The sequence below is a fragment of the Bacillus sp. N3378-2at genome (genome assembly GCF_033412715.1).
GTDB classification, from domain to species: domain Bacteria; phylum Bacillota; class Bacilli; order Bacillales; family Bacillaceae; genus Bacillus; species Bacillus subtilis.
In genome coordinates, this window is record NZ_CP117986.1 from 3,228,003 (window position 1) to 3,244,260 (window position 16,258).

Sequence of the window (16,258 nt, forward strand, 5' to 3'; positions counted from 1 at the left end):
TCGGGAAGGTAACAAGTACACACATAATTGAGAGGGGAGAATTAACATGGGTAACGATAGTGTAAAAGACAAAATGAAGGGCGGCTTCAATAAAGCCAAAGGAGAAGTGAAGGATAAAGCCGGAGATATGGCTGACAGAACGGACATGCAGGCTGAAGGCAAAAAAGATAAGGCAAAAGGCGAAATCCAAAAGGATATCGGGAAAGCCAAGGATAAATTTTCAGATAAAGATTAATCGTACGGAAGAGGCAGGAAACGAAATGTTTCTTGTCTTTTTTTGTTCGCTTTTTCTGATGTGAATAAATATAACAAAAAAAGAAGCTGATTTGGTCAAGGTAACTAAATTTTTTAAATATTCTTTGAATTAATAGGCCTCTTCTATATAATAATGACATAAGTTGTAAACTTTTATAACATCATTTGGAGAAATCAAACAAAGGGGTTTTGATGACGGAATGTACTGCACCGAAGAAAGTGTCGGAAGCCAGCGGGAGTGCGAAAAAACAGTTAATATCGACACAAGCGGGATTCAGTGAAGGCCGGGATTCTTCACTCGTTAAGCCGAACGGTGGCGATCAGCGAAATGTCCGTCTATGATGCGGAGTTAATGGCAATAATCGGGTTCTCGGTATCGTGGAGGACGGCGTCTCAGACTGGCCTCCATGCCATGCTTCCGGTTGCGGAGCAAAACAACGGGCTGCCATCAGAAATGTAACGTCTGGTTATGATCAATCGATGGTTTAGCACAGCCTCAACATGGAGGTTCACCCGGGGCAGATTGTCGCTGTATTAGGCCGAAATGGAGTCGGCCAATCCACTTCATAGGCCTGCTTCCGGCTAAACAGGGGGGCTATTTGTTTTAATCAAACGTTTGTTCAAAACGAAAAGGCGGTCAACAGCAGCAGCTTGCAATCGCCAGAGCGCTGATGGTAAATCTGAAAAATATTTTACTTAATAAACAATTGGAAGGAATCCAGATTTTAATTGTCGAACTAGTCAGACAAGTTATTATAGAAATTTCCAGAAAAAAAGACATTTGTTATCTTAGTCAAACGCAGTCTGGAAAACGCGTTAATCTGTGCTGACTATCTTTCCGTGATCGATAGGGGAACGGTTGTTGACCATGGCAAGGCTGATGAAGAAACGGCATGCCGCTTTGAAAGGCACCCTACCGTATGACCCCATTCTCGAAGAAAGGGAGGTGATGTCCCGCCTGACTGTTCCGCAAATTCGTAGTAACCGCATCCGCTTTATATGACAAAAGAAGGAGGATTACAGATGAAACTGACACCGGTTGAACAAGAAAAATTGCTCATTTTTGCAGCGGGGGAATTAGCCAAACAGCGAAAGGCGCGGGGCGTTCTGTTGAACTATCCTGAGGCTGCTGCTTATATCACCTGCTTTATTATGGAAGGCGCACGTGATGGGAAGGGAGTAGCAGAGCTGATGGAAGCCGGGCGCCATGTATTAACGGAAAAAGATGTGATGGAAGGTGTGCCTGAGATGCTTGAAAGCATTCAGGTGGAAGCCACATTTCCGGATGGAGTAAAGCTTGTTACGGTACATCAGCCAATTTCTGCGGAGGTGAAGTCATGAAGCCGGGAGTATTTCAAATTGCTGAGGGAACCATTACGATTAATGAAGGCCGTGAGATACGGGAGGTAACGGTAAAAAACACCGGATCACGCTCCATTCAAGTCGGCTCGCATTTTCATTTTGCGGAGGCCAACGGGGCTTTATTATTTGACCGTGAGCTGGCGATCGGCATGCGTCTTGATGTTCCATCAGGCACGTCGGTCCGTTTTGAGCCGGGAGAGCAGAAAACGGTCTCACTAGTGGAAATCAGAGGACGCAAGACAATTAGAGGGCTGAACGGAATGGCCGACACGTTTATCGATGAACGCGGCAAAGAAAAAACGTTGGCCAACTTAAAACAAGCCGGCTGGATGGAGGGTGTAATCCGATGAAAATGTCACGGGAGGAATATGCGGAACTGTTTGGCCCGACAACGGGCGATAAAATCAGATTGGGCGACACGGATTTATGGATCGAAGTCGAAAAGGATTTCACAGTATACGGTGAAGAAATGATCTTTGGCGGCGGAAAAACAATCCGCGACGGCATGGGCCAAAACGGCAGAATCACAGGGAAGGACGGCGCTTTGGATTTAGTTATCACCAACGTCGTGCTATTGGATTACACAGGCATTGTCAAAGCGGATGTCGGTGTGAAAGACGGCCGGATTGTCGGTGTCGGAAAAAGCGGAAATCCTGATATCATGGATGGAGTCGATCCGCACATGGTCATCGGAGCGGGGACAGAGGTGATTTCCGGTGAAGGCAAAATTTTAACAGCCGGGGGAGTGGACACGCACATTCATTTTATTTGTCCTCAGCAGATGGAAGTTGCGCTTTCTTCGGGTGTGACAACCCTTTTGGGAGGCGGAACAGGACCCGCAACAGGCAGCAAAGCGACAACATGTACATCCGGCGCGTGGTATATGGCAAGGATGCTGGAAGCGGCCGAGGAGTTTCCGATCAATGTCGGCTTCTTAGGAAAAGGGAATGCATCCGATAAAGCGCCGCTGATCGAGCAGGTGGAAGCAGGCGCCATCGGCCTTAAGCTTCATGAAGACTGGGGCACGACGCCAAGCGCCATTAAAACGTGTATGGAAGTCGTGGACGAGGCTGATATTCAAGTTGCCATCCATACCGATACGCTTAACGAAGCGGGCTTTTTGGAAAACACGCTCGACGCGATCGGGGACCGGGTCATTCATACTTATCACATTGAAGGTGCAGGCGGCGGCCATGCCCCGGATATTATGAAGCTCGCTTCTTACGCGAACATTCTGCCGTCATCTACAACGCCAACCATTCCTTATACCGTTAATACGATGGATGAGCATCTTGACATGATGATGGTCTGCCACCATTTAGATGCGAAAGTGCCTGAAGATGTGGCGTTCAGCCATTCCAGAATCAGGGCTGCGACGATTGCCGCGGAGGATATTCTCCATGATATCGGTGCGATCAGCATGACATCATCGGATTCCCAAGCGATGGGGCGGGTCGGTGAAGTGATCATCCGAACATGGCAGGTAGCCGATAAAATGAAAAAACAGCGCGGCGCTCTTGCCGGCGAAAACGGAAATGACAATGTGCGCGCAAAACGGTACATTGCCAAATACACGATTAATCCGGCAATTACGCACGGGCTCAGCCATGAAGTCGGCTCGGTGGAAAAAGGGAAGCTTGCTGATCTCGTTCTGTGGGACCCGGTATTTTTCGGCGTAAAACCGGAACTGGTCTTAAAGGGCGGCATGATTGCACGTGCGCAAATGGGAGATCCGAACGCGTCCATCCCGACTCCTGAACCGGTTTTCATGCGCCAAATGTATGCGTCTTACGGAAAAGCCAACCGCTCAACCTCGATTACATTTATGTCTCAGGCAAGCATAGAGCGTGGTGTGGCGGAAAGCTTAGGGCTGGAAAAAAGGATTTCTCCAGTCAAAAATATCAGAAAGCTGAGCAAGCTGGATATGAAGCTGAATTCGGCTTTGCCGAAGATTGAGATTGATCCAAAAACCTATCAGGTCTTTGCTGACGGGGAGGAATTGTCTTGCCAGCCTGTCGATTATGTCCCCCTTGGACAAAGATATTTCTTATTCTGATAAGACGCGGCCGGAGTGCATCCGGCCGTTCTATTGACTAAAAACGGTGCACAAAACCCGTGTATTTAGTGTATATTAGATGTTGACAAACGAATCAAATGTAACTATTATAGTTACAACGGTGGTGAAAAAACATGATTAACAGCCGTCTTGCTGTTGCCATTCATATTTTATCCCTCATCTCGATGGATGAAAAAACATCTTCAGAAATCATTGCAGACAGTGTCAACACGAATCCGGTAGTTGTGCGAAGAATGATCAGCCTGCTGAAAAAAGCTGATATTCTCACATCACGCGCCGGGGTGCCGGGTGCAAGCCTCAAAAAAGATCCTGCTGATATTTCTCTTTTAGAAGTGTACCGGGCTGTCCAAAAGCAAGAAGAACTCTTTGCGGTTCATGAAAACCCGAATCCGAAATGTCCGGTAGGGAAAAAAATTCAGAACGCTCTGGATGAAACGTTTGAAAGTGTGCAAAGAGCGATGGAAAATGAACTGGCAAGCAAGTCATTAAAAGATGTTATGAATCATCTCTTTTAATCAAAAGGGATGACTTCTCACCGCTAACATGTAACTAAAATTGTTACAAATAAGGAGGAAATGAAAAATGAAAATTGGTATTATAGGCGCAAGCGGGAAAGCGGGAAACGAGATTTTGAAAGAAGCGAAAACAAGAGACCATGAAGTGACAGCCATCGTCAGAAACGCTTCAAAAGTGCAGGAGCAGGACGTAGCGGTTTTGGAGAAAGATGTGTTTGAACTGACTGTGGAAGACATCAAGCCTTTCGACGCGGTCGTAAACGCTTTTGGAGCAGCACCCGGCCAAGAACATCTTCATGTTGAAGCAGGAAGAGCACTCATCAGCATTTTAAAGGACGCGAAGCACACAAGATTGCTTGTTGTTGGCGGAGCGGGAAGCCTGTTTGTTGATGAAGCCAAAACAACCCGTTTAATGGATACGCCGGAATTTCCGAAAGAATATTTGCCAACTGCATCAAATCAAGGCGAGAACCTGAAAGATTTGCAGCAGACAGACTCCATTTCCTGGACGTTCCTCAGTCCTGCGGCATTTTTTGATCCAGCAGGAAAACGGACTGGCTCTTACCAAAAAGGAAAAGACAATGTCATCGTAAATGCAAAAGGCGGCAGCTATATCAGCTATGCAGATTATGCCATTGCCGTGTTGGACGAGCTTGAACATCCCGAACACAAAAATGAACGCTTCACAGTGGTAAGCGAAGCGGAATAATAAAAAACCCGGAGCCAGCTCCGGGTTTTTCTCATTAATAAGTGCTGTACGTATCGCTGAAAAGGCCATCAGCAATCCCAAGCATTAAAAAGATGAAGAAGGCGATAATCGCAAGAATGGATACAGCAATGCTTACGATCAAATAAATCCCTTGCATCTTTACGAATTTCGCGTAATTCTCCAGCATTAAGTCTTCAGACTGTCCGCTATTGTGTTCAGCCATTTGGCCTGCTTCCCTAGCTGACCTCATCAAAAAGATACCGGAAATAATTTGCAGTACGCCTGGCACGGCACCGATTAGAAAAAAGAACGCGCCTGAAAGCGCGGTAATTGCGCCCATAATAATAAATAAAATGCCTGTAGCTTTTCCCCATTTCGAAATGCTGATGAGGGTTTTGTTCATTGTTTCAGGATTCATGTATACTGGCTCCCCTTTACAAAAAAATACTCACTTTTCTTTTATACACTATTTGTGAGAAGTTTTGTATATAGAAAATAACATTTTGGGGATTGACCCTAACGTTGCGTGATTGTTTACGATAAAAAAGAGGAGGTGTTATGTATGAAATATCAAGTTAAACAAGTGGCGGAGATATCAGGTGTTAGCATTCGGACGCTTCATCACTATGACAATATTGAGCTTCTGAATCCTTCAGCGCTTACTGATGCTGGGTATCGTTTGTACAGTGACGCAGACCTGGAAAGACTGCAGCAGATTTTATTTTTCAAGGAATTCGGGTTTCGTTTGGATGAAATTAAAGAGATGCTGGATCATCCGAATTTTGACCGGAAAGCGGCACTTCAGTCGCAAAAGGAGATATTGATGAAGAAAAAACAAAGAATGGATGAGATGATTCGAACAATTGACAGGACGCTTTTGTCCATTGATGGAGGGGAAACGATGAATAAGAGGGATTTATTTGCCGGATTAAGCAAGAAAGACATTGAAGAGCACCAGCAGACATATGCTGATGAAGTCAGAAAGATGTATGGAAAGGAAATCGCAGAAGAAACAGAGAAAAGGACATCTGCATACTCGGCAGATGATTGGAGCACGATCATGGCTGAATTTGATTCGATTTACAGACGAATTGCGGCGCGAATGAAGCATGGGCCCGATGATGCAGAGGTTCAGGCCGCAGTGGGGGCATTTCGCGATCATATTTGCCACTATCATTACGATTGCACCCTCGACATTTTCAGAGGACTCGGGGAAGTGTATATCACTGACGAGCGATTTACCGATTCAATCAATCAATATGGAGAAGGTCTTGCCGCTTTTTTGCGGGAGGCAATCATCATTTACTGTGACCATCAGGAAAACCCCCGGCCGTAAAGGCCGGGGGTTTGCGCATCTTATAAGATCGGCGACAACAGCCGCGAGACGGATTCTTTTATTCGAATCCACAACGGGCGCTGCAAATACTCCTCATAGGTGAATTTTCTGGATACTAGCAAATCTTCTTTAAAAGTTGAAACCAGTTTTTTAGCAATAGTGATATCGTAAATAAATGCATTAACCTCAAAATTCAGCCTGAAGCTTCGGACATCAATGTTCGCTGTGCCGACTGAAGCGATTTCGTCATCCACCACGATGGTTTTCGCGTGAATAAAGCCGTTATCGTAAATATAGACAGTGGCTCCGGCTTTCAGCAGATCGCCGATATACGAAAGTGTTGCCCAGTATACAAAGGCGTGATCAGGCTTGTTCGGAATCATAATGTTAACGTCAATGCCCGAAAGGCAAGCGATCCTTAAAGCATCCAGCAGGCTTGCATCTGGGATAAAATAAGGTGTTTGTATCAAAATGGAACGCTTGGCGTTCGAAATCATTTTGATGTAGCCATTTTTAATTTGTTCCCATTCCGAATCAGGGCCGCTTGTGACAATCTGCATCCCGACGTTGCCTTTTGGGCCGTAATCAGGAAAGTGATTTGGAATATATGTCAGCGTATGGTGATGAGAAGCTTGGTTCCAGTCAAGGATGAATCGTGTTTGGATGGCATGCACGGCCGTTCCTTGCAGCCGGATATGCGTATCCCGCCAATAACCGAATTTCGGATTAAGCCCTAGATACTCATCTCCGACGTTAAAGCCTCCGACATAACCGGTCATTCCGTCTATGATCACAAGCTTTCGATGGTTCCGGTAATTCAGCCGCAGGTTAATCGGCCTGAGCTTTGAAGGGAAAAAGACCTCCACATGCCCGCCAGCCTCGCGAAGCTCTTTAAAAAACTTTTTTCTCAGCGTTCTGGACCCGAGTTCATCATAAAGCACTCTGACCTGAACACCTTCTTTCGCCTTTTGGATGAGAGCGTCCCGCAATTTTTTGCCTAATTCATCGCCTTTATAAATATAATACTGTAAATGGATATGATCCTTAGCCTTTGAAATGTCACTCAGCAGCCGCTGAAATTTATCCCGTCCATCTGTAATGACGTCAACTGAATTATCCTCTGTAAACACAGCATGGTTATTCATAATCAGCATATAAATTAAATCTTTGTTATCAAAGGTTGCCCGGTTATTGAACTGAAATTGCTTGGTTTCTAAATCTTCAAGCTGATGCTTCAGCAGCCTTTCAATTCCAATCTTTTTCCGGTCTTCCCATTGAAACAAATGCTTGTGTCTGAGATTATGGCCGAATAATAAGTATAAAATAAAGCCTAAAACGGGAATAAAGAAAAGAACAAGCAGCCACGCCCAAGATGCACTGGCATCGCGCCGTTCTTTGAAGATGACAATGATGGCCAAAAGAATATTTAAAATGAAAAAAAGTGATAAAAGGATGGAAGAAATACTCACTTTGTAACCCCGCTCATTCATATTTATCAAGAAGATTGCCATTAGTATTCCATGAATAACAGTGATCTGATTCCCATTACAAATTATAACACTCACATTTTAAAAGAATAAAGAGCGGCGATCCAGATTCTTCGTGAAAAATACGGGCAGATTTCTTTAAAACCAGCTTGCACCTGCGTTAAAATAAACACATATGTAACGTTCGTGAAGCTTGAAACATCAAATAAAGGGGGAGGATTACATGAACTTTTACAGAGTCGAACAAATGCCGGGGTTCATCAAAACAGAAATGCAAAAAATTCAAAAGGCCGTACAGCCTTTCATGAAAAAAACCGTCATTTACCGTTTTCTTGCTATTCCGCTTGCTGCATTCTCTCTCTTTAATTTAGCTGCTTTTTTATTTCATGCTTCAGCTGACAGGGAGTCCCTGATCAGCGCAGGCATATTCGCCCTTTTGGCGGCGCTCGGGCTCGCATTTTTTAAAGAGGCAGGCTATCAGCATAAACAAATCCAAAAAACGGTTCACATCTATATGCTGAACAGGATCAAAAAGAGCGAAATCCTTTCAGAAGAGCGGAAAAGCTCCTACGCACGACAAATAAAGGAAGAGCCTTTTGCGATGCGGAGTTTTGTTGAATTTTTGACTGAGGAAGACAGACGCAAAAAAATGTATGAATAAAAGCTGCACCCGGATTGTTGGGATTTACAATCGGGTGTTTTTTTGTATGACTTGGGATATGGACACGAGTTGTTATTTATTTTAAGGTAACAGCGTTGCTTTGTTGATTTCCTCTACTAGTGATGCCTGATCGATCCATTTGGTCGACACATCTTGATTGATCTTTGAAATGTGCCGGTTTTCTGTTAAATAGTCTCTTATCCCGCTGAAATAGAGCGGTTCGTTTTTGACATCCAAGTTTTGATATATTTGTTCAAACAATTCTAAGTCTTTAGGTTCATCTAGGGTTAAACGCCAAGATGGATAATGGAGTTCTTTCGGCAGGCTGACTTGATTGATGGTGAATAGGGAAGGATTGTTTACAAAATAAAAAGAAAGATATTCTGTATGGGTTAACGGTTTTGGCTGCTGCACAAGCCGCTGGAGAGCTTCAACAGTAATAATATTCCCGGAAATTCCTGCTGAACTTGAAAGTTCCTGAGTATAATCTGCTCCTTTTTGCAAGTGCTGTTCAATTAAATATTGAAGCACTTCAGGTGAAACCGCTGGGCAATCGCCGGTCACCCGGATAATGATATCGGCTTTTGTTAACCCCGCGGCTTCAAGCATTCTTTCTGCCACATTTTCGGGGGAACCCCTTACGATTCTGACCTTTCCATTTAGAGTGAAAGCTTCAAGCGGATCGTCATCAGGAAGATTTGACGTTGCCAACACAACTTCGTCAACAGAAGGGACAGCCAGACAATTGATTAAACAGCGCTCGACAGATGGAATTCCATAAATCGGGAGCAACGCTTTTTTTGGCAAACGGGTCGATTTTAGCCGGCATATTACCGCAATCGTAATTCTTGGTTTTTTAATATCGTTGGGTGTAACAGGCTGGTTTAACGATAAATCAGCAGTTGCGACTTGAGGAAAAGCGTCTTCGGCTTGTAAAGGCATCAGTGCATTTTCATTTCCGCATCTTTTGTAACTTGTTTTTTCCAGCGTTATAATTTCTCCTTTTTTTATATTCCGATTGGCAGTCACACGTAATGAGGAATCGTGCAAATACTTTCTTTCAGATTCATTTACTTCAGTTGACCCCGCTGCAATTTGGGCCTGCTTAAGCTTTTCCGTCATTAGTTTGAATTCGTTTGGCTCTAGTGAAGAATAATAATCAAACCCTTTAGCTGCCCGGTTTAGGGTTATATGTTTTTCAATAACAGAGGCCCCACAGAAAAACGCATAGACAGGAAGGTCGGCTGCAAGCGGATGCTCTGCGTCAATGTGATCCGCAAATCCAATTTGAACCTTGTATCTATCCTTTAGATGTTGAACCCGTTTTAGGTTAATATCCTCTAATGTTGTGGGATATCCTTGGAATCCGTGCATGAGTATGAGCTGATTGTCCATATGTTTTTTTACAAGCGGCATCAACTGATCAATCTCTTCTTCATACCATCCCCCAACTCCGATGAGCACAGGCTTCTCAGTCATACCTATCGTTTTCATGATCTCCGTGGATTGAAGGATGGTTGTTGGAAGCTTAATGCCGTCAATGTCTCGCTGAAGGTGCGAAAAAAGCTCTGCTCCCCATGAATCGAAAATATCCACCCATATTTCTAGTCCAAGGCTTTTTCCATATGCGACACAATTTTTCCATACGTCTTCATTCAAAAACAGCTCGATATACGACTCATAAGCAAAAAAACAAGGTGTTGCAATACAGTCATATTTGAACCACTGAAATTTCACACCATCTGCTCCGCTTTCAGCTGCAGCCTTGATGAGTGCTCTGAGGTTCTCCTCTTTTCCTTGATGGGCGTTTGCGATTTCAGCTATCACTTTTACTTTTTCCGAAGGGCTGTTATTTTCCAAATGTCCCACTCCTTTATGTTTATTGAGACAAACCTGCTGATGCCGCTTTCGAGTTGAAAGACCGAGTCATTTTAATAGATTGTATGCTTGCTTCAAGACTTGGTGTTTACGTCAGCCTGCTTTGACTGATAATTTTATGGAAAATAGACAAATAAAATAGGCATGGTTCCGTTTATATGGAACTCATGCCCTGTCCTGTCTCATCATTATTCAAACACCGGATCATCCTCATAATAATAAGAATCCGGATCATCATACGAAGGAGTGTTCTCAAAAGCAGCAATGCCGATTACCACCAGCACGAAAATGGCTACAATGATCCCGATCAGGACAGTAACGATACTGGATGCTGCATAAAACAGCTGCATTTTTATAAATGTCCCGTAATTTTCAAGCATGCTTTCGCCAGCGCTGCCGGCTAGATTTCCGTCGGCTTCCGCGGCTGCTTTTGCTGAGCGCATCAAAAATACGCCTGATATAATGAGCAGTACGCCCGGGATGGCGCCAATCACTGTCATCAAAGCAGACAGAGTGACAAGCGATCCCATAATGATTAACAAGATGCCAGAAATTTTGCCCCACTTGGCAATGTCGGATAGCGACTTGACAGCAGAGGCGCTCAGCTGGCGGGTCTCCTGTTCAACAGGTGCAGTCTCCTCTTCAACGAGGCTATTTTCTTCATTATGATTTTCAATTTCGTTTTCATCTTTATCCAGACTAATCATGAAAGCTCTCTCCCTAAAATTTTTAAATCGTATCTTTTCCCGTCCATTTCGGCGATGCCGGGGAATAGTCCCCATTCTGCAAACCCGTGCTTTTCAAACAGCTTCAGGCTTGGTTTATTATGCCCGAAAATGAAGGCCATAAGTGAGCGGATGCCAAGATCCGGCGCAATGCGGAGCGCTTCCTGAAGCAAATATGATCCAACGCCTTTGCCGCGGCATGCTTCGTCAATGTATATGCTGACCTCCGCTGTTTTATTATAGGCTGGCCTTCCATAAAATGTTTCAAAGCTGATCCAGGCAGCGACGTTTCCGTTTTCGTCCTCGGCCACATAGAGCGGACGTGCCTCTGTATGTCCTAAAAACCATTCCATCCGGTCTTCAGGAGTTACCGGTTCGGTATCGGCTGTTACCATTCGAGAAGCAATCGTTGAATTATAAATCGCCACAACAGCCTCCAAGTCTCTATGTTCAGCAAGGCGCAATGTCATGTTCATATGTTTTTGGCACTCCTCTCAAAAAAATACATATTTTCGTTCAGTCTGTGCAAACTACATCTAAAAAAGTTTTTTTGGATAGGTTGTATATATTTTCAGAAAAGTGTTCAGAATGTTGCTGAGGTGATGAAACAATGAGAGAGGAAGAAAAGAAAACTTCTCAAGTCAAAAAACTTCAGCAGTTTTTTCGTAAACGCTGGGTGTTCCCTGCAATTTACTTAGTCAGTGCGGCCGTCATTTTAACAGCTGTCCTTTGGTATCAATCAGTATCAAATGATGAGGTAAAGGATCAGTTGGCTGATAACGGCGGAAACTCCGCATATGACAACAACGACGATGCAGTTGAAGTAGGAAAGTCAATGGAAAATGTCGCAATGCCAGTTGTTGATTCTGAAAACGTTTCTGTTGTGAAAAAGTTCTATGAAACCGATGCCGCAAAAGAAGAGAAAGAAGCAGCACTCGTTACCTATAATAACACGTACAGCCTAAGCAAAGGAATTGACTTAGCTGAGAAAGACGGAAAAGATTTCGATGTCTCTGCTTCTCTGAGCGGTACGGTTGTTAAAGCTGAAAAAGATCCAGTGCTGGGATATGTTGTGGAAGTAGAACATGCCGACGGTTTATCGACTGTGTATCAATCTCTTTCCGAAGTAAGCGTTGAGCAAGGTGACAAAGTAAAACAAAATCAAGTGATCGGAAAATCTGGCAAGAACCTTTACAGTGAAGACAGCGGAAACCACGTACACTTTGAAATCCGTAAAGATGGGGTCGCAATGAATCCGTTAAACTTTATGGACAAACCAGTTTCTTCTATTGAAAAAGCAGCAGCTGCTGAAGAAAAAGCTGCCACCCAAGAAACAGAAGAATCAATTCAGCAATCTTCCGAGAAAAAGGACGGATCAACTGAAAAAGGAACAGAAGAAAAATCCGGTGAGAAAAAGGATGATTCAACTGACAAATCTGGTTCCAAAGAAAGCAGCACAACAGAAGACACTGAACAGTCTTAATGAAGAAAACGTCTATCCTTGTGATGGGCGTTTTTTTCTGTTACTTTTTGCTTTGTTTTACCGTCTATGTAGTTACATGTAGGCACGTACGTTATAAAGGAGGTTATGTCATGAACCGCCTATTGCTCGCAGGCTGGATCTTTTTTATCCTGCTTTCTGTCTGTACGGAAAGCTTCAGCGGCATGGTCGTATCGCAAACGGTGGCTTTTCATTTTCAGCCGCACCCTGAACTGTCTCAATTTTTAGTTATGGATTTTACTGAGCTTACTGTACCTGAAGCGTTTATTCAAAAAATCGGACACGCGTTTTCCTTCTTTGTGCTGACATATTTGCTGTGGAAACAGCGGGGCAGCATAAGATCAGCTTCAGCCGGTTCGTTTGCGTTTGCTTTTTTTACAGAAGTTCTTCAGCTCTTCTTCAGCAGGAACGGTTGTATTCGGGATGTGCTCATCGATGCTGTTGGTATTGGATTGTTTTATGTTTTATATGTGTTGGCGAAGCGAAGAAAACAAGAGATGTATGAGAAATATTAAAGCCGGCTGTCTTGGTTAAAGACGCCGGCTTTTGTCTTTCTTAGAAATTTTGATCGGTTGGTTTTTTCGTCAGTTTATTGATAATGGCTTCATAGATCCTCACGACCAAATCGACGAACGGGCGAAGCAGATCTGAAAATCTAAAGAAAAGGAACCCGATAATGATGGCGATAACGAGGCTGCCCAATACATCTACCGGATAGTGATGTCCCACCCAAATTCTCGAAAAGCCTGTCAAAAGCCCAAAAATGACAAGCGGCCAGCCGATTTTGCGGTTTCTGAAAAGCATCGCAATAGAAATCGCTAATGCGCCTGTCGTGTGGTCACTTGGAAATGAAGCATCCGCAGCATGCGGAATCAGTGTATGCACTGTATGCGCAACGAACGGGCGCGGTTCGAAATAAACAAGCGTAATCAAATAGTTGATCACAAGGCCTGCAATTCCTGTGATGCCTGCGTATAGCACATGTTTTCTGCTTTGTGTGTTCCCAAACAGCCAGATTGCCAATAGGATAAGGGCATAGGCGATAATGGCATATTCCGTTATGAAGACCATAATGGAATCGAGAACTGAATTGTGATGAGATAGTCCATGGATTGCTTTAAAAATTTCGTAGTTCAAATAATCACCTTTTACATTTTTATATTTAGTAGACTAATCTTACTCATGAAAAGTTTCAAATAAAAATAGAGATTGTCTGAAATAACGGCGCTTGAAGAGAATTCGAAGAGGAATCGCGGTTTCTGGAGGGGGATTCTGTGCACAAAAAAAGAGATCCGGAGTGTCCGAATCTCGTACCGATATTAAAGTGCTTCAGGTCCTTCTTCGCCTGTGCGGATGTTGATCGTATTGCTGATTTCATAGACAAATATTTTACCGTCACCCGGTGATCCCGTTTTCAGCACCCTTTTAGCGGTCTCAGTCACTTGATCAACAGGAACCTTGCTGACCACAATTTCTATTTTTAAACGCTCGTATACATTGCTTTCTATTTTTACCCCTCGATAGAGCTCCGTATGTGCTTTTTGAAGGCCGCAGCCGTGTACATTGGAGAAAGTCAGAGAGGTCACTCCGATTTTTCCGAGTTCCTGCTTCAGCTTTTCAAAATTTGCCGGACGCGTTACAATTTCTACCTTGAACATTTGGCCGCTCATAGCGTCACTCCTCACATAGAATCTTGATATGCTTTTTCCCCGTGCATCGTTAAGTCAAGCCCAAGTGACTCTTCTTCTTCGGTTGCGCGAAGGGGAAGGAAGAGGCTTACAAATTTAATAATAACGAAAGTGACAATAAATACAAAAACATAAGTGGCGGCGATGGCGACGATTTGTTTCCAGATTAAGCTTGCATCACCGTAAAATAACCCATCTGCGCCCGCTGAGTTAACAGAGGTTGTTGCGAATAATCCTGTTGCGATTCCGCCCCATGTGCCGCCGATCCCGTGCAGGCCAAAGGCGTCAAGCGCGTCGTCGTATCCGAATTTCTTTTTAAGCGAGAATACTCCCCAGAAACAAACAGCTCCGCCGATGATGCCGATAATAATGGAAGCGAACGGTGTGACAAATCCGGCAGCCGGCGTAATGGCGACAAGCCCGGCGATTGCGCCAGATACCGCTCCGAGCATTGTCGGTTTTTTGTTAATGATCCATTCTACTACGATCCAGCCGGCGATCCCGGCTGCAGCCGCGGTGTTTGTGTTGATGAACGCGTACATGGCTACACCATCTAAAGTCAAAGCGCTGCCGACGTTAAAGCCGAACCAGCCGAACCAAATCAAAGCTCCTCCTAAGAAGGTGTAAATGAGGTTATGCGGAGAAGACGCTGTGCCGTCTTTCCGTTTGCCTAGCACAATGGCAAGAACAAGTCCTGCCACACCGGAGGAAATATGAACAACATTGCCGCCGGCGAAATCGAGCGCTCCAAGCTGGCCGATCCAGCCGCCGCCCCATACCCAGTGCGCTACGGGTGTGTAAACCAAAGAGGCCCATAAAACCGAGAATAAAAGAAAAGCGCCGAATCGCATCCGCTCTGCGAAAGCCCCGGAAATAATCGCTGTAGTCAGAACGGCGAACGTCATTTGGAACATCATAAATAACGAGTGGGGGATGGTATCGCTGTAATCTCCCGGATCAAATCCGACCCCTTTGAGGCCGGCCCACTCCAGCCCGCCGATGATTGAATTGCCTGGTGCGAAGGCAAGTGTATATCCGAACAGCACCCAAACGATGGAAACGATGGCAATGGAAGAGAAACTGTGCATGGCAGTACTCAGCACATTTTTGCTCTTTACCATTCCTCCATAAAATAACGCTAATCCCGGGGTCATCAGCCACACGAGTAAAGCGCAAAAGAACATAAAAACTGTATCGCCCATTTGCATGTCTCATTCCTCCGTATCTTTCAGAATAAAAAGCAATTATTATATTTCTTCATTATAGAGAAAAAAGAACGATAAAACATTTTCATGTAAGATTTCCTGACATGTTTTTTAAGAAATGTTATCGAGGGACGGAAAGAAAGGAGAACGGCATTTTTTACAATATAAGACTTTATATCTATAAAAGAAGCTATTCATATGGGCGGAAAAGGGAATTGACATTAATTAGAATACTCTATACTGTATTAAGTGTACTACATCAAATAATACACTGAGGGGGATGTATGATGAATAAAGGCGGCAGGCTGAGGAGAGCATTACGCAAGTCGATTCCTGCGACGTTCCGATTGTTTTTAGCCTTTAATTTTTTCGTGTACGGTCTGGCGAAAGTGGTAATTGGCCAGTTTGGCGAGGTGACGCCTGAAATCGAGGCGGCTGCCGGGAAGGGGTTTACGATCGCGTGGACATTTTTCGGTTATTCTCATGTCTATGAACTGTTTATAGGTTTTGGTGAAATCCTGGCAGCTGTTTTATTACTGATTCCGCGAACGGCTGCATTAGGGGCGGTTATTTTTATGCCCATTATTGTGAACATCGTCTTGATTAACTATTGTTTTGATATTGGCGTGCAGGATCTTAGCACGATATTAATGGTTATGTGTCTCATCCTGCTTTGGATGGACCGCCGCAAATTCATAGGCATTTTCAGGCAGGAACCGATAGACAGCAGGCAGGTGATGAAGCGATGACGCCCCTTATGATTACAGTGCTTGCCGGTTTGTTCGTATGCACAACCTGTTACTACTACATAAAAGAAAAATCATGAGACAACGCTCCTTCTGAGAATTTCACAAGCATC

The 16,258-nt window shown here is 44.2% G+C and carries 20 protein-coding genes and 1 pseudogene; 13 read left to right on the plus strand and 8 right to left on the minus strand.

Going from position 1 to position 16,258, the window contains the following annotated elements:
* The first annotated feature begins 46 nt into the window (after positions 1-46).
* From csbD to PUN35_RS17315, 8 genes and pseudogenes are all read left to right on the plus strand, one after another.
* Positions 47-235, plus strand: coding sequence for a stress response protein CsbD (gene csbD / locus PUN35_RS17280; protein ID WP_014481173.1), 189 nt, complete (start codon positions 47-49; stop codon positions 233-235).
* A 212-nt stretch (positions 236-447) separates the two neighbouring features.
* Positions 448-660 (plus strand): annotated as a pseudogene (locus PUN35_RS17285) (urea ABC transporter substrate-binding protein); the annotation flags it as partial.
* Between the two features lie 266 nt (positions 661-926).
* A complete protein-coding gene (locus PUN35_RS17290) occupies positions 927-1,085 on the plus strand; it encodes a hypothetical protein (RefSeq protein WP_158332665.1) in 159 nt (52 codons plus the stop codon).
* A gap of 193 nt (positions 1,086-1,278) precedes the next feature.
* Positions 1,279-1,596, plus strand: coding sequence for an urease subunit gamma (gene ureA / locus PUN35_RS17295; RefSeq protein WP_014478236.1), 318 nt, complete (start codon positions 1,279-1,281; stop codon positions 1,594-1,596).
* Complete coding sequence (gene ureB / locus PUN35_RS17300; protein WP_014481169.1) at positions 1,593-1,967, plus strand: urease subunit beta; 375 nt, start codon at positions 1,593-1,595, stop codon at positions 1,965-1,967. The genes ureA and ureB overlap by 4 nt, the downstream gene beginning before the upstream one ends.
* Complete coding sequence (gene ureC / locus PUN35_RS17305) at positions 1,964-3,673, plus strand: urease subunit alpha (RefSeq protein ID WP_014481168.1); 1,710 nt, start codon at positions 1,964-1,966, stop codon at positions 3,671-3,673. The genes ureB and ureC overlap by 4 nt, the downstream gene beginning before the upstream one ends.
* 134 nt (positions 3,674-3,807) lie before the next feature.
* Positions 3,808-4,209, plus strand: coding sequence for an Rrf2 family transcriptional regulator (locus PUN35_RS17310; protein ID WP_003227734.1), 402 nt, complete (start codon positions 3,808-3,810; stop codon positions 4,207-4,209).
* 67 nt (positions 4,210-4,276) lie between these two features.
* Positions 4,277-4,918 (plus strand): NAD(P)-dependent oxidoreductase, encoded by a 642-nt coding sequence (locus tag PUN35_RS17315; protein ID WP_014481167.1) that lies wholly within the window; start codon positions 4,277-4,279, stop codon positions 4,916-4,918.
* Positions 4,919-4,952: 34 nt separating this feature from the next.
* On the opposite strand, the gene PUN35_RS17320 is transcribed toward PUN35_RS17315, so the two are convergent.
* Complete coding sequence (locus tag PUN35_RS17320) at positions 4,953-5,336, minus strand: DUF5362 family protein (protein ID WP_003227738.1); 384 nt, start codon at positions 5,334-5,336, stop codon at positions 4,953-4,955.
* A 144-nt stretch (positions 5,337-5,480) separates the two neighbouring features.
* Here PUN35_RS17320 and mta point away from each other — a divergent pair, with 144 nt between their 5' ends.
* Entirely contained in the window at positions 5,481-6,254 is a 774-nt protein-coding gene (gene mta, locus PUN35_RS17325) for a transcriptional activator Mta (RefSeq protein ID WP_014481166.1), read from the plus strand.
* 20 nt (positions 6,255-6,274) lie between these two features.
* On the opposite strand, the gene cls is transcribed toward mta, so the two are convergent.
* Positions 6,275-7,723, minus strand: coding sequence for a cardiolipin synthase (cls, locus tag PUN35_RS17330; RefSeq protein WP_014481165.1), 1,449 nt, complete (start codon positions 7,721-7,723; stop codon positions 6,275-6,277).
* Positions 7,724-7,964: 241 nt separating this feature from the next.
* Between cls and PUN35_RS17335 the strand changes: the two genes are divergently transcribed.
* Positions 7,965-8,402: a DUF5392 family protein gene (locus tag PUN35_RS17335; RefSeq protein WP_014481164.1), complete on the plus strand. Its 438-nt coding sequence runs from the start codon at positions 7,965-7,967 to the stop codon at positions 8,400-8,402.
* Between the two features lie 81 nt (positions 8,403-8,483).
* Here the strand turns inward: PUN35_RS17335 and PUN35_RS17340 are convergent, their stop codons facing one another.
* The 3 genes from PUN35_RS17340 to PUN35_RS17350 form a co-directional block, all read right to left on the minus strand.
* Entirely contained in the window at positions 8,484-10,262 is a 1,779-nt protein-coding gene (locus PUN35_RS17340; RefSeq protein ID WP_014481163.1) for an N-acetylneuraminate synthase family protein, read from the minus strand.
* A gap of 206 nt (positions 10,263-10,468) precedes the next feature.
* Entirely contained in the window at positions 10,469-10,987 is a 519-nt protein-coding gene (locus PUN35_RS17345; RefSeq protein ID WP_014481162.1) for a DUF5362 family protein, read from the minus strand.
* A complete protein-coding gene (locus PUN35_RS17350; protein WP_072592614.1) occupies positions 10,984-11,475 on the minus strand; it encodes a GNAT family N-acetyltransferase in 492 nt (163 codons plus the stop codon). The genes PUN35_RS17345 and PUN35_RS17350 overlap by 4 nt, the downstream gene beginning before the upstream one ends.
* Before the next feature lie 140 nt (positions 11,476-11,615).
* Between PUN35_RS17350 and spoIIQ the strand changes: the two genes are divergently transcribed.
* Positions 11,616-12,488 (plus strand): stage II sporulation protein SpoIIQ, encoded by an 873-nt coding sequence (spoIIQ, locus tag PUN35_RS17355; RefSeq protein ID WP_014481160.1) that lies wholly within the window; start codon positions 11,616-11,618, stop codon positions 12,486-12,488.
* A 110-nt stretch (positions 12,489-12,598) separates the two neighbouring features.
* Entirely contained in the window at positions 12,599-13,021 is a 423-nt protein-coding gene (locus PUN35_RS17360) for a VanZ family protein (RefSeq protein WP_014481159.1), read from the plus strand.
* Between the two features lie 40 nt (positions 13,022-13,061).
* On the opposite strand, the gene bcrC is transcribed toward PUN35_RS17360, so the two are convergent.
* The 3 genes from bcrC to amtB all read right to left on the minus strand — a co-directional run bounded on the left by bcrC (position 13,062) and on the right by amtB (position 15,402).
* The gene (bcrC, locus tag PUN35_RS17365; RefSeq protein ID WP_014481158.1) at positions 13,062-13,643 is read right to left on the minus strand and encodes an undecaprenyl-diphosphate phosphatase BcrC; all 582 of its coding nucleotides are present in this window, start codon (positions 13,641-13,643) and stop codon (positions 13,062-13,064) included.
* Positions 13,644-13,825: 182 nt separating this feature from the next.
* On the minus strand, positions 13,826-14,176 hold the full coding sequence (locus PUN35_RS17370) for a P-II family nitrogen regulator (RefSeq protein ID WP_003221829.1): 351 nt from the start codon (positions 14,174-14,176) through the stop codon (positions 13,826-13,828).
* 11 nt (positions 14,177-14,187) lie between these two features.
* Positions 14,188-15,402, minus strand: a complete 1,215-nt coding sequence (gene amtB / locus PUN35_RS17375; RefSeq protein ID WP_014481157.1) for an ammonium transporter AmtB — start codon at positions 15,400-15,402, stop codon at positions 14,188-14,190.
* Between the two features lie 281 nt (positions 15,403-15,683).
* On the opposite strand from amtB, the gene PUN35_RS17380 reads away from it, so the two are divergent.
* A complete protein-coding gene (locus PUN35_RS17380) occupies positions 15,684-16,148 on the plus strand; it encodes a hypothetical protein (RefSeq protein ID WP_014481156.1) in 465 nt (154 codons plus the stop codon).
* Positions 16,149-16,258 lie beyond the last annotated feature (110 nt).

What these genes read in the sequence shown, in the direction of transcription:
- csbD (WP_014481173.1), top strand. Translation starts at nt 47, where the DNA reads ATGGGTAACGATAGTGTAAAAGACAAAATGAAGGGCGGCTTCAATAAA.
- PUN35_RS17290 (WP_158332665.1), top strand. Translation starts at nt 927, where the DNA reads ATGGTAAATCTGAAAAATATTTTACTTAATAAACAATTGGAAGGAATC.
- ureA (WP_014478236.1), top strand. Translation starts at nt 1,279, where the DNA reads ATGAAACTGACACCGGTTGAACAAGAAAAATTGCTCATTTTTGCAGCG.
- ureB (WP_014481169.1), top strand. Translation starts at nt 1,593, where the DNA reads ATGAAGCCGGGAGTATTTCAAATTGCTGAGGGAACCATTACGATTAAT.
- ureC (WP_014481168.1), top strand. Translation starts at nt 1,964, where the DNA reads ATGAAAATGTCACGGGAGGAATATGCGGAACTGTTTGGCCCGACAACG.
- PUN35_RS17310 (WP_003227734.1), top strand. Translation starts at nt 3,808, where the DNA reads ATGATTAACAGCCGTCTTGCTGTTGCCATTCATATTTTATCCCTCATC.
- PUN35_RS17315 (WP_014481167.1), top strand. Translation starts at nt 4,277, where the DNA reads ATGAAAATTGGTATTATAGGCGCAAGCGGGAAAGCGGGAAACGAGATT.
- PUN35_RS17320 (WP_003227738.1), bottom strand. Translation starts at nt 5,336, where the DNA reads ATGAATCCTGAAACAATGAACAAAACCCTCATCAGCATTTCGAAATGG.
- mta (WP_014481166.1), top strand. Translation starts at nt 5,481, where the DNA reads ATGAAATATCAAGTTAAACAAGTGGCGGAGATATCAGGTGTTAGCATT.
- PUN35_RS17335 (WP_014481164.1), top strand. Translation starts at nt 7,965, where the DNA reads ATGAACTTTTACAGAGTCGAACAAATGCCGGGGTTCATCAAAACAGAA.
- PUN35_RS17345 (WP_014481162.1), bottom strand. Translation starts at nt 10,987, where the DNA reads ATGATTAGTCTGGATAAAGATGAAAACGAAATTGAAAATCATAATGAA.
- PUN35_RS17350 (WP_072592614.1), bottom strand. Translation starts at nt 11,475, where the DNA reads ATGACATTGCGCCTTGCTGAACATAGAGACTTGGAGGCTGTTGTGGCG.
- spoIIQ (WP_014481160.1), top strand. Translation starts at nt 11,616, where the DNA reads ATGAGAGAGGAAGAAAAGAAAACTTCTCAAGTCAAAAAACTTCAGCAG.
- PUN35_RS17360 (WP_014481159.1), top strand. Translation starts at nt 12,599, where the DNA reads ATGAACCGCCTATTGCTCGCAGGCTGGATCTTTTTTATCCTGCTTTCT.
- PUN35_RS17370 (WP_003221829.1), bottom strand. Translation starts at nt 14,176, where the DNA reads ATGAGCGGCCAAATGTTCAAGGTAGAAATTGTAACGCGTCCGGCAAAT.
- amtB (WP_014481157.1), bottom strand. Translation starts at nt 15,402, where the DNA reads ATGCAAATGGGCGATACAGTTTTTATGTTCTTTTGCGCTTTACTCGTG.
- PUN35_RS17380 (WP_014481156.1), top strand. Translation starts at nt 15,684, where the DNA reads ATGATGAATAAAGGCGGCAGGCTGAGGAGAGCATTACGCAAGTCGATT.